This window comes from Bombella pluederhausensis (assembly GCF_026385525.1).
GTDB lineage: Bacteria > Pseudomonadota > Alphaproteobacteria > Acetobacterales > Acetobacteraceae > Bombella > Bombella pluederhausensis.
Genome location: NZ_JANIDY010000001.1, coordinates 121,902 through 137,042 on the forward strand (window position 1 = coordinate 121,902; position 15,141 = coordinate 137,042).

General features: G+C 57.8%; 13 protein-coding genes. 5 read left to right on the top strand and 8 right to left on the bottom strand.

Going from position 1 to position 15,141, the window contains the following annotated elements; genetic code table 11:
• Positions 1–5: 5 nt before the first annotated feature.
• Both pnp and NQF86_RS00625 read left to right on the top strand, forming a co-directional pair.
• A complete protein-coding gene (pnp, locus tag NQF86_RS00620; RefSeq protein WP_266115692.1) occupies positions 6–2,156 on the top strand; it encodes a polyribonucleotide nucleotidyltransferase in 2,151 nt (716 codons plus the stop codon).
• 76 nt (positions 2,157–2,232) lie between these two features.
• Positions 2,233–3,660, top strand: coding sequence for an NAD(P)H-dependent flavin oxidoreductase (locus NQF86_RS00625; protein WP_266115693.1), 1,428 nt, complete (start codon positions 2,233–2,235; stop codon positions 3,658–3,660).
• Positions 3,661–3,730: 70 nt separating this feature from the next.
• On the opposite strand, the gene pdxH is transcribed toward NQF86_RS00625, so the two are convergent.
• Entirely contained in the window at positions 3,731–4,366 is a 636-nt protein-coding gene (gene pdxH, locus NQF86_RS00630) for a pyridoxamine 5'-phosphate oxidase (RefSeq protein ID WP_266115694.1), read from the bottom strand.
• Positions 4,367–4,529: 163 nt separating this feature from the next.
• On the opposite strand from pdxH, the gene NQF86_RS00635 reads away from it, so the two are divergent.
• Positions 4,530–5,201 carry a 4-hydroxythreonine-4-phosphate dehydrogenase gene (locus tag NQF86_RS00635; RefSeq protein WP_266115695.1) on the top strand — a complete coding sequence of 224 codons (672 nt, stop codon included), beginning with the start codon at positions 4,530–4,532 and terminating at the stop codon, positions 5,199–5,201.
• Here NQF86_RS00635 and NQF86_RS00640 read toward each other — a convergent pair.
• The 4 genes from NQF86_RS00640 to NQF86_RS00655 form a co-directional block, all read right to left on the bottom strand.
• On the bottom strand, positions 5,196–5,648 hold the full coding sequence (locus tag NQF86_RS00640) for a DUF1489 family protein (RefSeq protein ID WP_266115696.1): 453 nt from the start codon (positions 5,646–5,648) through the stop codon (positions 5,196–5,198). The genes NQF86_RS00635 and NQF86_RS00640 overlap by 6 nt on opposite strands.
• A gap of 57 nt (positions 5,649–5,705) precedes the next feature.
• Complete coding sequence (gene hemW, locus NQF86_RS00645; RefSeq protein WP_407652858.1) at positions 5,706–6,875, bottom strand: radical SAM family heme chaperone HemW; 1,170 nt, start codon at positions 6,873–6,875, stop codon at positions 5,706–5,708.
• Entirely contained in the window at positions 6,875–8,824 is a 1,950-nt protein-coding gene (locus NQF86_RS00650; RefSeq protein ID WP_407652859.1) for a potassium transporter Kup, read from the bottom strand. The genes hemW and NQF86_RS00650 overlap by 1 nt, the downstream gene beginning before the upstream one ends.
• A 186-nt stretch (positions 8,825–9,010) precedes the next feature.
• Positions 9,011–9,688 (bottom strand): YggS family pyridoxal phosphate-dependent enzyme, encoded by a 678-nt coding sequence (locus NQF86_RS00655; RefSeq protein ID WP_266115699.1) that lies wholly within the window; start codon positions 9,686–9,688, stop codon positions 9,011–9,013.
• Between the two features lie 94 nt (positions 9,689–9,782).
• On the opposite strand from NQF86_RS00655, the gene NQF86_RS00660 reads away from it, so the two are divergent.
• On the top strand, positions 9,783–11,111 hold the full coding sequence (locus NQF86_RS00660) for an RsmB/NOP family class I SAM-dependent RNA methyltransferase (protein ID WP_266115700.1): 1,329 nt from the start codon (positions 9,783–9,785) through the stop codon (positions 11,109–11,111).
• A gap of 20 nt (positions 11,112–11,131) precedes the next feature.
• Here NQF86_RS00660 and NQF86_RS00665 read toward each other — a convergent pair whose 3' ends face one another.
• The gene (locus NQF86_RS00665) at positions 11,132–12,154 is read right to left on the bottom strand and encodes a cysteine synthase A (protein ID WP_266115701.1); all 1,023 of its coding nucleotides are present in this window, start codon (positions 12,152–12,154) and stop codon (positions 11,132–11,134) included.
• 151 nt (positions 12,155–12,305) lie between these two features.
• On the opposite strand from NQF86_RS00665, the gene NQF86_RS00670 reads away from it, so the two are divergent.
• Positions 12,306–12,677, top strand: a complete 372-nt coding sequence (locus NQF86_RS00670) for a rhodanese-like domain-containing protein (RefSeq protein ID WP_266115702.1) — start codon at positions 12,306–12,308, stop codon at positions 12,675–12,677.
• 14 nt (positions 12,678–12,691) lie between these two features.
• Here NQF86_RS00670 and NQF86_RS00675 read toward each other — a convergent pair whose 3' ends face one another.
• Positions 12,692–13,690: a DUF2272 domain-containing protein gene (locus NQF86_RS00675; RefSeq protein WP_266115703.1), complete on the bottom strand. Its 999-nt coding sequence runs from the start codon at positions 13,688–13,690 to the stop codon at positions 12,692–12,694.
• A 125-nt stretch (positions 13,691–13,815) separates the two neighbouring features.
• Positions 13,816–15,135, bottom strand: a complete 1,320-nt coding sequence (locus NQF86_RS00680) for a Hint domain-containing protein (protein WP_266115704.1) — start codon at positions 15,133–15,135, stop codon at positions 13,816–13,818.
• Positions 15,136–15,141: the final 6 nt, after the last annotated feature.

Genomic DNA, 15,141 nt, shown 5'->3' on the forward strand with positions numbered 1-15,141 from the left:
ACAGAATGTTTGATAATTATTTCCGTAAAGAAATTGAATGGGCCGGCCGGCCGCTGGTTCTGGAGACGGGCAAGATTGCCCGTCAGGCTGATGGTGCCGTTGTCGTCACCTATGGCGATACGGTTGTGCTCTGCACCGCCGTAGGGGCCAAGACAGTCAAGCCGGGGCAGGATTTCTTCCCTCTGACAGTGAATTATCAGGAAAAGGCCTATGCGGCTGGTAAGATTCCGGGTGGTTTCTTCAAGCGTGAAGGACGTCCGTCCGAGCATGAGGTTCTGTCTTCCCGCCTGATCGACCGCCCGATCCGTCCGCTGTTCCCGGACAACTTCAAGAATGAAGTGCAGGTTGTTGCGACCGTTCTGAGCCATGACATGGAAAATGATCCGGCTCTGGTGGCGCTGATCGGCTGTTCCGCCGCTCTGACACTGTCCGGCATTCCGTTCTTTGGTCCGGTTGGTGCCGCTCGTGTCGGTCGCATTGATGGCAAGTTTGTCGTCAACCCGACACTCAGCGAAGTGAAGGACAGCGCTCTGGACCTCGTGGTGGCTGGTACCGCTGAAGGCGTGCTGATGGTTGAATCCGAGGCACAGGAGCTTTCCGAGGATGAGATGCTTGAGGCTGTCATGCTGGGTCATACGGCCTTCCAGCCGGTGATTGATGCCATCATCGATCTGGCTGAACATGCAGCTCGTGCGCCGTGGGACCTGCCGGAAGTCTCCAAGGAAGAAGTTGCTCTACGCAAGCGTGTGGACAAGGTGGGCAACAAGCTGATCGCTGAAGCCTACAAGGAACGCCGCAAGCAGGCCCGTATGGAGAAGGTGGCCGAGGCTCGCGAGAAGATCGTGGCGACCCTTGAGGAAGAAGGCTTTGACGCCGAGCTGGCTAAGCCGATGATCAAGGACCTTGAAGCACAGGTCGTTCGTGGTGCTATCCTGAAGACTGGCATCCGTATTGATGGACGTGACACGAAGACGGTCCGTCCTATCGTGGCCGAAGTCGGTGTTTTGCCCCGTTCTCATGGCTCTGCCCTGTTCACTCGTGGTGAGACGCAGGCGCTGGTCGTTGCCACGCTGGGAACAGGACAGGATGAGCAGGTGATTGATGCGCTGGAAGGTGAATATCGTTCCCGCTTCATGCTGCACTACAACTTCCCGCCTTTCTCTGTTGGTGAATGTGGCCGTATGGGCTCTCCCGGCCGCCGTGAGATTGGTCATGGTAAGCTGGCATGGCGTGCCATCAATCCGCTTCTGCCGTCCAAGGAGGAGTTCCCCTATACACTCCGTGTTGTTTCCGAGATTACAGAAAGTAACGGGTCTTCCTCCATGGCTACGGTCTGCGGTACGTCCCTGTCCCTGATGGATGCCGGTGTGCCGATGCCGCGCCCTGTGGCTGGTATTGCCATGGGCCTCATCAAGGAAGAACGTGGCCATGCCGTGCTGACGGATATCCTTGGTGATGAAGATCATCTTGGGGACATGGACTTCAAGGTGGCTGGTACATCCGAGGGTGTGACCGCTCTCCAGATGGATATCAAGATTACCTCCATCACACCGGAAATCATGAAGGTGGCGCTGGAGCAGGCCCGTGAAGGCCGTCTGCATATTCTTGGTGAGATGAGCAAGGCCCTTTCTGAAGGCCGTTCTGACGTGGCTGGCAATGCCCCGAAGATCACAACCATGACCATTCCACTGGCCAAGATCCGGGATGTGATCGGTTCTGGTGGTAAGGTTATCCGTGAGATTGTTGAATATTCCGGTGCCAAGGTCGATATTGGTGATGATGGTGTCATCAAGATTGCCGCTGCCAATGACGAACAGGCCCAGAAAGCTATCAGCCGGATTGAAGGTATTGTTGCCGAGCCGGAGTTGGGGCGCATTTATGAAGGCAAAGTCGTCAAAACGGCTGACTTCGGTGCGTTCGTAAACTTCCTTGGTCCCAAGGATGGTCTGGTGCATATCTCCGAGCTGACGGATGGCCGTGTGGCTAAGACGACCGATGTCGTCAAGCAGGGTGATGCCGTCAAGGTCAAGGTTATTGGCTTTGATGACCGAGGTAAGGTAAAACTCTCCATGCGTGTCGTGGATCAGGAGACTGGTGCGGATATTACGGAGAGCGTTGGCGCCAAGCCGGGCCGTCCTCGCCGTGATGCGGAGTAAGTAATGTGTGGGGGGAGCCTATGGCTCCCTTTGCATGAGTTAGTTTGTGATTGAGTAGTGGGGACATCTGGCCTCTATGAAGTCGATCAATGCCGTCCGTTTTGGTGGTCAGGAGGTTCTGCCCCTGGTCGAAGGGGGCAAAGGTGTTTCTGTCTCCAATGGTGTGTCTGCAGGGTACTGGGCTGCGGCAGGCGGGGTCGGAACGATCTCTGCCGTCAATGCAGACAGTTATGATGAGCAGGGAAACCCTGTTCCACAGATATATCATGGCCGTACACGTCGTGAGCGTCAGGCTGAGCTCGTGCGCTATGCCATTGATGGCGGGATTGCACAGGCACGGATAGCGCGGGATATTTCCGGTGGTCGTGGCCGTGTTCATGCCAATTTCATGTGGGAAATGGGTGCCGCCGAGGAGGTCATTACCGGAATTCTGGAAGGGGCTCCGGGCCTCATTCAGGGGCTGACCTGCGGCGCAGGCATGCCTTACAGGCTTGCTGAGATCGCTGCCCAGTTCGGGATACATTATTACCCGATCGTGTCTTCCGGCCGTGCCTTCAGCGCATTGTGGAAACGCTCTTATGTGCGTTTCTCCGAGTTGCTGGGGGGTGTTGTTTATGAAGACCCGTGGCGGGCGGGGGGCCATAATGGCCTTTCCAACACGGAAAATCCCCTGAAGCCTGAAGACCCCTACCATCGCGTGGCCGCACTGCGGAAGGTCATGAATGGTTTTGGCCTTCAGCATGTGCCGATCATCATGGCTGGTGGTGTCTGGCATCTGGAAGAATGGAATGACTGGCTGGATAATCCAGAAATTGGTCTGATCGCCTTTCAGTTCGGGACCCGTCCACTTCTGACCAAGGAAAGCCCCGTTCCTGATGCGTGGAAGCAACTTCTGCTGACGCTGAAGGAAGGCGATGTCTATCTGAACCGTTTTTCTCCGACAGGATTTTATTCTTCAGCGGTGAATAACGGCTTCCTTCAGGGGCTTCGTGCCCGTTCCGAGCGGCAGATTGCCTTCCGTGCGGAAGCTGAAGGTGAGTTCAATACGCCAATTTGTCTTGGTGGTAGAGGCCGTGAGGTTTTTGTCACGTCTGACGATGCCGAGAAGGTGAATCGCTGGAAAGAGGCTGGGTACACTCAGCCTATGCGGACACCAGATGGCACGGTCGTGTTTGAAACACTGGAAACAGCCCGGCAGGTTCTGGCGGATCAGGCGGCTTGCATGGGCTGTCTCTCCCAGTGCCGTTTCTCCAACTGGAGCCAGAAAGGGCCTTCTTTCAGCACGGGCCAGCGGGCTGATCCCCGGTCCTTCTGTATTCAGAAGACCCTACAGACGATCTCTCATCTTCAGGGTGTGTCGCCTGAGGAGCAGAAGCATATTGTGGACCACAATCTGGTCTTTGGTGGAACGAATGCGTGGCGCTTTGCTACGGATCCGTTCTATGCCAACGGTCATATCCCGACTGTCAAGGAGCTGATCGATCGGATCATGACCGGGCGGTGAGACCGTTCAGGTCACTCTGGAAATAGGAAGGTGCGGGTCATTTGGCCCGCACCTTTTTTATGTCTTGCAGTCAGGGGAAAAGATGCTGGGTCGTCCAGCCTGTACCGTCTGTTGTCCGGGTGAACAGGACACGGTCATGCAGGCGGAACGGTTTATCCATCCAGAACTCTATGGAGAGGGGGGTGACCCGGTAGCCATTCCAGTATGGAGGGCGGGGAACGGACCCGATGGCAAAGCGGGCTGTTTCTTTCGTCACGGCCTGCCAGAGTGCTTTACGGCTGGCGATGGGGCGGGATTGCTGGCTGGCCCATGCGCCGATACGGCTCGCACGGGGGCGGGACTGAAAATAGGCATCAGCATCCTCACCCGGCAGGCGTGAAACCGTGCCCCGGATGCGCACCTGCCGCCTCAGGGACTTCCAGTGAAACAGCAGGGCGGCCTTCATGTTCTGTTCCAGTTCCTGCCCCTTGGCAGATTCGCTGTTTGTGTAGAAAACGAAACCGTCACTATCAAAGCCTTTCAGCAGAACCATGCGGACATCGGGGAGGTTCTGGTCATCCACGGTGGCGAGGGCCATGGCGTTGGGGTCGTTCGGTTCTTTCTGTTCTGCCAGAGCCAGCCAGTCCTGAAAGAGCAGGAAGGGATTCTCTCCGGTAATGGTCTGGTCATCGTTCTGGAAGGCCGCTTCGGCTGTGTTGTCTGTCATGCTGATGGTTCCCTGTTGCAGGTTGGTAGAAAGATCATGGAAGCGGCAGGGGCTCGTGTCTATAGGCGATCAGACTGTCTGCTATGCGGTGTTACAAGGCTTGGTGATAAGTGAAAGGCTATCCATATAGGAGGGACGATCAGGACAGTCAGGAAAGAGAGTCATGGAGACGTTCCGGTTCATATTCATGCTGACCCGTGATGACCGCACGGTGGAAACAGCGATGGACGCCGCAGAAACAGCCTTGCGGCTGGGTATCCGGCATATTGGTTTCAAGGATATTGGCCTGCCCGTGGAGCAGTTGCAGGCATTGGCCGATAGGCTCCGCTCTGCCGGTGCGACTTCATATCTGGAGATTGTGTCTCCGGACAGAGAGCGGGAGCTGGAATCTGTAAAGGCTGGGCTTGCCTTAGGGGTGGATTGCCTGATGGGCGGCACGCATGTGCCGGATGTCCTGCCCCTGCTGAAAGGGCATGATGTGGCCTATTATCCTTTTGCGGGGCACGTTGTCGGGCACCCCAGTGTTCTGAAAGGCTCCCCGGAGGAGATTGCCCGCAATGCCGTGGAGTGGGCGGCCCATCCAGCCGTAACGGGGTTGGACCTGCTTGCCTATCGCAATGATGGGGATATTCCGGAAGTGATCCGGGCCAGCTGTGCTGCTGTGGAAAAGCCGGTGATTGTGGCTGGTTCCATCAGCACGCCAGAGCAGATCAATGTCGTCCGGCAGGCGGGAGCAGCAGGCTTTACCGTAGGGACGTCTGTTCTGGAAGGTACGTTCCCGGCTCGTAGCACAGCTTTGGAGGATCAGCTCAGGGCCGTGATGGCATGCTTATAACAGTCCCAGCTCAGACAGCTGATTACGGAGTGATGCTGGAAGTGAACTGATCCCATCATCGGGGACGCCCGCAGTGGACTGGTCGAGGTCAGGCGGGGCGTCTTCCGGCTTGAAATAGCGCCAGCCCTGAAAAGGGCGCATGGGGCGGGGCTGGGTTGGAATGACGTCATCCGACACGAGAATCAGCGTGCCGGGATGTCCGTCTTCCCGTGTGTAGCTGTCAAACCCGATGATGGGCTGGCGGCACATGATGAGACCGTTGATGACCCGATAGATGGACCCGCCACCCTGCACGATTTCATCAGCCCGTTTGGGCATGGTGCGGGTGCGAACATAAGCCACCCCCTTATGGCGTTCCACGGCGACCCAGTCCCTCAGCATCTCGGGTGAGGTGCAGCCTACGATCAGCTTTATCATGTGAAGGGTGGGTGTTTTCTGTGCGGGCATGGCGGCTATCGTGATGCGGATGGTATGGCTCTCTCCCCGTAGATGGGGAGTCTGCCCTTAGAGGACAAGCTGGCCGAGCAGCGCTTCCAGCCGCAGGCGGCCTTCATCTGTGGCACGGAATGTATCGGCATCCTGTTCCAGATAGCCTTCCTCAAGGCAGGCTTCCAGAATGACGGGGGCGAGGCAGTCCTGTAGAAGCAGGCCGGTCCGTCTGGTGAAGTGGGTTTTGTTGATTCCTTCCCGCAGGCGCAGCCCCATGAGCAGGGCTTCATGCGCTTTCATGTCGGGTGAGAGTATTTCATCATCCTTTGTGCCGTGCCCATGCGCTTCGACACGCTCTGCCCATGGTTCCGGGGCACGGTGGCGGCGTGTGGCATGAAGCTGACCATGAAAGGTCAGGCGGCTATGAGCACCGGGGCCAATGCCGAGATAATCATCATAATGCCAGTAGGTAAGGTTATGGCGGCTCTCGGCGCCGGGGATGGCGTAGTTGGAGATTTCATAATCACGCAGGCCAAAACGGGCGGCTTCATCACGGGTCATCGTGTAGAGGGAGGCTGCAAGGTCATCCTCTGGCAGAATGAGAACGCCCCGCCTGTGCTGGGCCTCAAACTTCGTGCCGGGTTCGATGGTCAGCTGATAGAGGGAAAGGTGGTCAGCCGCCAGAGCGAGCGCCTGCCGAAGTTCTGCCTTCCATTTTTCTTCTGTCTGGCCGGGGCGGGCATAGATCAGGTCAAAGGACAGGCGGGGGAAGATGCGGCGCCCCAGCTCCAGCGCTGCAATGGCCTGCCGGGCTGAATGTTGCCGCCCTAGAGCGGCTAGATCGGTCTCATCAAGGCTTTGCACGCCCAGAGAGAGACGGTTGACGCCTGCCTCTGCAAAGGCCCGGAATCTGTCGGCCTCCACGCTGGTAGGGTTGGCTTCCAGTGTGATTTCAAGATCATTCACGCTGGGGAAAAGGCGGCGAGCATCATCAATCAGATGATGGACTGTCTCCGGTGCCATGAGGGATGGCGTCCCCCCGCCAAAGAAGATGGAGACAAGCTGCCGGGGAGCATCCTGCATCAGCCTTGTGGCTTCATGCTTCAGCTCGGCTCTCAGGGCGCTGGCGAAGCGCTCCTGAGGGATGGTCTCCCGCACATGGGAGTTGAAGTCACAATACGGACATTTGGCCAGACAGAATGGCCAGTGAATATAGAGGGAGAGCGGGAGAGGCTGGGTCACGATCAGATCGCGACCCGCACCCCGAACTCCATGACACGCTCCGGCGGAATCCGGAAGAATTCAGAAATCGACGTGGCGTTATTGAGCAGATAGAGGAAGACCCACATCCGCCAGAGTGACATCTTCGGCACCTTGGAGCGGAACACGAGGTCATGGGAGGTGAAGTAGGAGGCCTGAATGGGGTCGAAATCCATCTCTGCCATGCTGGCGAGTGTTAGGGGCAGGTTGGGCATCTCCATGAAGCCATAGCGGATGATGACACGGCGGATGCCCGGTGCCAGCTCCTTGATGGTCATGCGCTCGCTGGCGTCAGCTTCCGGCTGGTCCAGCGTCTGCACCGTGACGAACAGGACCGTCTGATGCAGGACCTTGTTATGCCGCAGGTTATAGAGCAGGGCATCCGGCACCATTTCCGGGTCGGAGGTCAGGAAAACGGCCAGACCGGGTACCCGGATGGTGCGGGACTGGGTGAGCCGGGTGATGAAGGACCCCATCGGCACGGCATCACGTTTCTTCGTGTTGCGGATGAGTTGGCGGCCACGCTGCCATGTGGTCATGATGAGCGTGCTGCCAATGGCAATGCTGAGCGGTACCCAGCCACCATCCGGAATCTTCATGACGTTGGAGGAGAAGAACACGCCATCCATGATGAAGAAGAAGCCGAACACGGCCCCCACGGCATAGCTCTTCCACTGGAAGACACGGCGGAAGACTACCATGGCCAGTACGCAGGTGCAGAGGAACGTCCCTGTCACGGCGATACCATAGGCGGAGGCCAGAGCCGCAGAGGAGCGGAAGGCAATCACCAGCACGACAGAGCCGAAGGCGAACATCCAGTTGAGGGAGGGCAGGTAAATCTGCGCTTCCTCATGGGGATTGGTGTGGATGATGCGGGTACGGGGCAGATAGCCCAGCTGGATGAGCTGGCGGCAGAGGGAGAAGCTGCCCGAAATACCGGCCTGACTGGCAATGATGGTCGCCATTGTGGCCAGCAGCAGCATGGGGATCTGTAACCAGTGCGGTGCCAGATAGAAGAACGGATTGGCCAGCGTGGTCGGGTCGTGAATGATGGAGGCCGCCTGCCCGAAATAGTTCAGGCACAGGGCAGGCAGTACGAGAAAGAGCCATGCAAAGCGGATGGGAGACCGCCCGAAATGCCCCATATCAGCATAGAGGGCCTCTGCCCCGGTGACGGACAGAACGACCGAGCCAAGGGCAATGAAGGACAGCTTGCCATGGGTGACGATGAAGCGGATGGCCTCCAGCGGGGAGAGGGCCAGCAGCACGCCCGGATGCAGCAGGATGGCCTTTGCGCCCAGTATGGCGATGGTGAAGAACCAGACCAGCATGATCGGCCCGAAAGCCCGGCCAATCTTCCCTGTACCAAGGGCCTGCGCGGCGAATAGTCCCAGCAGGATGATGATGGCCGCAGGAATGATAAAGGGCGAGGCATCCGGCACGGATACTTCCACACCTTCCACGGCGGAAAGCACGGAAATGGCAGGGGTGATGATGCCGTCACCAAAGAACAGGCAGGCCCCGGCAATACCGATCAGTCCGAATACCCAGCGGAAATAGGTGGATTTGCAGACACGCTGTGCCAACGCCATTAAGGCGATGATGCCGCCTTCCTTGTTATGGTCGGCCCGCATGATGAGGATGACGTATTTTATGGTCACAACCAGCATGAGGGCCCAGAAGGTCAGGCTGGTCAGTCCGATGACCTCCCACGCATGGGCGGGATGGGTTTCCGACCCCACGTTGCGGATGGAGGATTGCAGGGCGTAGAGCGGGCTTGTCCCGATATCGCCATACACGACACCCAGAGCAGCCAGCATGGCACCCATGCCTTTGGGGCGGCTGTGACCGTCCTGCCCCTGAGGTGGAGCAGACGTTGGTGTCCCTATGGAGTTGGGATACCGGGCATCGGAAGAGGATTCCTTGAGGGACATGCTATCCTGTTCAGACATGGAGCAAACCATCCTGTAAGACTGATAGACACCCATCCCCCGCAGGAAGACAGGCAGACACGCTTCTGTAAAAAGAAGCGCTGGCTATGATGATTCTGGCTTCATGACAGTTTTTTCATGAGAAAAGCAAGTAGAGAGCTCGAAAAAAACTGTCATGACATATGTGCATCAGTGTGCAGGGCGCTCTCCGAATATGGCCGTACCGACACGAACAAGGGTGGCACCCTCCATGATGGCAGTCTCGAAATCGGATGACATGCCCATGGAAAGAGCAGGCAGACCGTGACGGCGATTCATCTCTGCAAGCTTTTGGAAAAAGGGAGCCGGGTCTTCATCGAATGGCGGAATGGCCATCAGCCCTTTCACATGGTCCCCAAAACGCCTAAGGGAATCTTCGATGAAGTGATCGGCCTCCGCCATGCTGATGCCGGACTTCTGAGGTTCGTCACCGATATTCACCTGCACGAATAACTCCGGCAGACGGCCTACCTTTTGGGCGGCCTTTTCCAGCGCCGTGCTGAGAGATGGACGATCAAGACTTTCAATCACATCAGCAAGGGCACAGGCCTCGGTGGCCTTGTTGCTCTGCAATGTCCCGATGAGGTGCAGGCGCAGGTCTGGCCATTCTTCTCGCAGGGCGGGGAATTTGGCAGCAGCCTCCTGCACACGGTTCTCCCCGAAGATGTGCTGCCCGGCCTCAAGGGCCTGCTGTACGGCACTCTGCGGGTGGAATTTGCTGACGGCAACGAGGCTGACGCTCTCTGATGGCCGTCCAGCCTGTTGGCAGGCTGTGCTGATGCGGGTCTGGATGCTTTTCAGGGCATGGGCGATGGTGTGATCTGTCATGATGGCTGGATTGCACCCCCTTTGACGGGAAGGGTCAAGAGGCTGGATAAAAACCATCTTGACTTTCCTGCCACTAACTCCCGACAACGGGCGCATGACAAACGCTTCTTCTTCCCGTCCAGCCCGTTCACGCCCCAAGGGCGGACGGGGCCGGCGGGCCGGTGCACGGCCTGCTTCCATTTCCCGCCATGAAGACCCCGTGAGGGACTTGGCTTTTGATATCGTCTGCGGTGTGGTGGAGCATCGCCGTATGCTGGAGATCACGCTTGAGCGCAGCAGCTGTGAAGGGCGGGACCGTGCAGCGGCTCACCGCCTTGCCGCAGCGACATTGCGGCATCTGGGCAGCATGTCGGAGCTGCTTCAGCCGCTACTGCGCCGTCAGCCGCCAGAACCTGTCCGTTGCGCTCTGCTGCTTGGTGTGGCGCAGCTCATACATCTTGAGACACCGCCCCATGCAGCGGTTGGAACGATTGTGGACCTGCTGCACCGGCGTGGCCTCTCGCCTTTTGCAGGGCTGGCCAATGCGGTGCTGCGCCGTGTGTCACGGGAAGCCGAGACGCTGACTGAAGGGCTGGATGATGCCCGTCTGGATGTGCCTCATTGGCTCTGGAGCGCATGGGGGCGGCGGGCCCGGTCCATCACGCAGGGTTTCTATCAGGAGGCCCCGCTGGACCTGACGGTCAAGCCCGGCTGTGACGCCCCGGAAGGGGGTGAAACCCTCTCAACCGGAACGGTCCGTTACCCGGCAGGGACGAAAATGACTGAGCTGCCCGGCTTTGCGGAAGGGCAGTTCTGGGCGCAGGACATGGCCGCAGCCATGCCGGTCCGTCTGATGGGGGATGTGCGGGGCAAGCGGGTTGCCGATCTGTGTGCCGCTCCGGGCGGTAAGACGGCGCAGCTTCTCTGTGGTGGTGCAGAGGTGGTGGCCGTTGAACGTGAGAAGCCCCGTGCTCAACGGTTGAAAGAGAATTTGGCCCGTCTCCAGCTGAAAGCGGAGATTGTGGTGGGAGATGCTCTGCGTTGGCGTCCGTCCGAGCCACTGGATGCCGTGTTGCTGGATGCGCCCTGTTCAGCCACGGGGACGCTACGGCGCCACCCGGATGTTCTGTGGATCAAGCGGCCCCGTGACATCACCACTCTGGTAGCAGGGCAGGACCGTTTCATTGATGCGGCATATGACATGCTGAAGCCGGGTGGGATGCTGCTTTATGCTGTCTGCTCCCTTCAGGATGAGGAAGGCCCGCAGCGTATTGCTCATGCTCTGGAAGATGGGCGGTGGGAACTCTCTCCCTTTACGGAGGAGGAGCTGGCCGCTCTGCCCCGTGCCCGCACGGAGGAAGGGTATTTCCGTACTCATCCGGGCATGAATGTTGCACAGGGCGGCATGGATGGCTTCTTCGCTGCCCGGCTGATCCGCCTTTAACGGCGGATCAGTATCAGCTCTTACATCCAGGGCGGTGTGGGCAGGTTTTTGCTACGCAGGAAGTCAGGATTGAATATCTTGGACTGATAGCGTGCGCCACCATCGCTGAGGATGGTGACAATGTTATGCCCCGGTCCCAGACGGCGGGCCGTGCGGATGGCAGCGGCAATATTGATGCCGGATGACCCGCCAACAGAGAGACCTTCTTTCATGGTGAGCTGGTAAATCTGTTCCAGTGCCTCGGCATCGGGAATGCGCTCAGCATGGTCTGGGGCGGAGCCTTCCAGATTGGCCGTGACACGGGACTGGCCGATGCCTTCGGTGATGGAGCTGCCACTCACGCTGAGATCGTTGGAGGTAACCCAGCCATAGAGGCCGGAGCCCTCCGGGTCAGCAAGGACGATTTCGGGCGTTTTCTGGCTGTCCCGCTGGGCCAGTTCCCGCAGGCCAAGGGCCATGCCTGCCAGCGTTCCCCCGGACCCGCAGGAGCAGGTGAAGGCATCTACTTTTCCTTCAAGCTGGGCCCAGATTTCCGGGGCTGTGGTTGTGCGGTGGGCCTCACGGTTGGCTGTGTTGTCGAACTGGTTGGCCCAGAAGGCGCCGGTTTCTTCGGCCAGACGGCGGGAGACATGCACATAATTGCCGGGGTCCCGGTACGGCTTTGCCGGGACGAGGCGGAGGTCAGCCCCAATCATGCGGAGGAAGTCCAGCTTCTCCTTGCTCTGTGTTTCCGGCACGACAATGACAGCCTTGCAGCCAAGGGCATGGGCCACGAGTGTGATACCGATGCCGGTATTCCCGGCTGTACCTTCCACAATGGTGCCGCCTTTTTTCAGTACACCACGAGCAAAGCCATCCTGAATGATGGAGAGTGCTGCCCTGTCCTTAACGGACCCGCCGGGATTCATGAACTCCGCCTTGCCATAGATGTTGCAGCCTGTGATTTCGGACGCATGGCGCAGGCGGATGAGCGGCGTGTTGCCGATAGCCTCTATCAGAGACGGGCAGGGGGCGGCGTGACTGGAAGGTGGTGTGTGCGTCATGAAAGAATCCGGCTGTTGCTGGTCGGCAGAATGAATCGTGTTTAACGTGACAGGGAAGGCATCATCGTCAAGATGGTCCCTGTAACATCGTGAAAAGGGTGTTACACCCTATATATGATCGTTGATTGCGAGTTCAACAGGAGAGGATGTTATGAAACACAGTACTGCGAAAGATGCATGGGGGGCTCTGCGGGCTGATAGTCAGTCCGTTCTTGTGGATGTCCGCACGCCAGAGGAATGGGCACAGGTGGGCATGCCAGAGCTGAGTTCAATCGGCAAAAAGGTCGTTGCGCTGACATGGGGTGCCGATAGCGAAGCCGAGTTTATTCATGCTCTGGAACAGGCCGTACCGGATAAGGCGACACCGCTTTTCTTCATTTGTCGCTCGGGGATGCGCTCACAGAAAGCCGCTGAGTTGGCCGCTCAGGCCGGGTATGAGACGCTCACGAATGTCATTGATGGCTTTGAAGACAAGCACGGCCCCGGCACAGGCTGGAAAGCCTGCGGCCTGCCCGTGAAATAAGGTGTAATGCTGCCTTACTGCCCGCTATTGGGGTCTGTATCGGCATCATAGCGGGGGGTAAGGATGGCACACCATGGGTAGCGGCTGTCATAGCTCTGCCCGTCCGAGCTGCTGACATGGCCGGTACTGTCTGTTGGCACGTGGGTCAGGGAGACGGCATCATCCACGTTCCCCCCCACGATGCTGATTTCCCGCCCGAAAGGTGGTGCATTCTGCCGTGTGGCCACTACAATGCCACAATGGGCAGGGAAGCCGTAGGATGTTGGCAGCATGGAATAGGTGATGCTGCGGCTGCGCCCACGGCCAACGCAGAGTATGTCCCCCAGCCGTGGTGCATAATTGGCAGGGTTCTGGGCCGAAATGCCCGGATTGTTGCCGGATGCCGCTGCATTGATGTAGGTGGCGTGGTTCGGAGAATAGGGGAAGCGGATATTAGCCCCGCCAATGCGCATGACGTAGGAAATAAACGCAGCCGACCATGCATAGTTACCATCGCGAGCGGCAGAGAACAGGGTACCGTTGCCATCGGTACGGCCTGTCCAGCGGGCCTCATTTTCTTCAGGGGCCTGACCGATCCACCAATATTCACCAATACGCTGCCAGAGGCCGGGCAGGCGCTCCGGCTTGAGAGCCGGGCTGGAAGGTTCTGGCCGGTCGTGCGGGTCAGCATCGGCAATAGGGCTGCCGAACATCCGCCATTCACGCAGGGCTATGGCGGCTACGTCCTGGCGGTTGAAGGGCGCAAAGTTTTCGCTGGCAAAGGCAGGTACATGGGTGTCGTATCCCAGCGGTCCCGTTTGCCCATTGGCATACTGGCTCATGGGAGTAAGGGCTGGGCTATGCTGCCCGCTGCTTGAACATGCTGCCAGAAAGATCAGTCCACACAGGGCAGCCCAGCCTGAAGGATGCCCGGGAGCAGCCCGCTCTGGTACTGTCTGTTTTGCCTGACCGTTTCCCAAATGACGAACTGCCTTCATGATGACCCTGCGCTTGCCTGCTGCGTCTGTGAGCATGTTTCATGCCTGTTGATGGAGGGGCAGACTAGAATGTTTTTTCAGTATTGGGAACGTCTTTTCCGAGCCACCTGCCATCCTTCTGGATGACAGGCAGCTGATGATTTTTGTGCAATGTGAGGGGGTTATCCAACATTATTGAACATGAACTGCCGTGCAGTTTCATGCCCTGATGTCGGGAAGGACGTGGTTTCGATAGGGTAAGGCCCTCCTGCCATGATTTTGATGGCCAATAGCCCATCATCCAGCCCGTCTTCATCGGGTTGTCTGCTGGGGAGAGGCAGCATGGCAGTGCCCTGAGTCCAGCGCATGGGGATTGGCTCCAGATCAAACCATCCATCAAGCTGCGGTGCTGTCAGGTGAGTGTCGATGGTGACAGAACGACCATTCCGGAAAAAGACGATCTCGCCAATGAGGACGCCAAGCAGGCGTCGGTCATCCATGAAAGGCCCATGCACGTCATAAGGGCGGCCTGTCCTGGAGGTCAGGACGACATGGTGTGCATCAGCCGGAATAGCGAAAAGCCTGTAACCATCCGAGGATCGCTTTTCATGCAGAATCTGCCCTTTATCCGTGATGAGATGAAACTCTGGATCATCAGAAAAGGCTTCAGTTTTATAAGGATGCTGGACAGGGAATAGCAGGTCTTCTGCCCGTTTGAGCAGGTCATGGAACAGGGGAGCTGTAAAGGTCTGATCCGTGCAGAGAGGGGCAGCGGCATTAGTCTGCCATGATAGATTTTTTGAAGAAAAATCATGTTTCATGACGTTGCCATCCTCCTCAGAAGTGGCTTGCATGAACTGGCGGCGGTTGCCGGTATCAAGATAGCTTTCCGTCAGGACATCATGGGCGATGATGATGCTGTGTTTTTCCGTTTCTACGTGGAAGATATCATAGGCTGTCTGATAGCGTGCGTCTGATGTTTCAAAATGGATTGACCGCCCGTTGACCATCATGCGGGCAGGAACGAAGCGACCATCGAAAAACAGGCAGTGTTCCGCCGTGACCAGCAGGTCTCTGGAGGGAACATCATTGGCCAGAGCATTCCTTCTGATGCGAACAGGATAGCCTGCCATATCCATGGGGAGGGCTGGATTGACGTTTATTCTGCTACGTCCGGCCCATGTAACGACCTGCGGTACGGTCTGGTCTTTTACGGGGTCATAGGTGAGGATTTCATCGCCGGATTTCAGTTCCTCTATGGTCCGGTAGCCTGTGGGGGTTTTGATGAAACTGCCTGCCAAGAAGCAGGTATCGAAGGTGAATTGCTCCCCGCCAAAAGCAGAAGACCCATCTGTGGCTGTACCGTTATTGTCCTGACGGAAGCGGTAGCCCTTGCCACTGAGCATGAGGGTGAAATAGTTGCCAGATGACCATGGCTGTCGGCTGTCGTAAAAATAGTAATATTGCGCCTTGGAGGGATCAAGGAGCGCCCGACCATCCACTGTTGA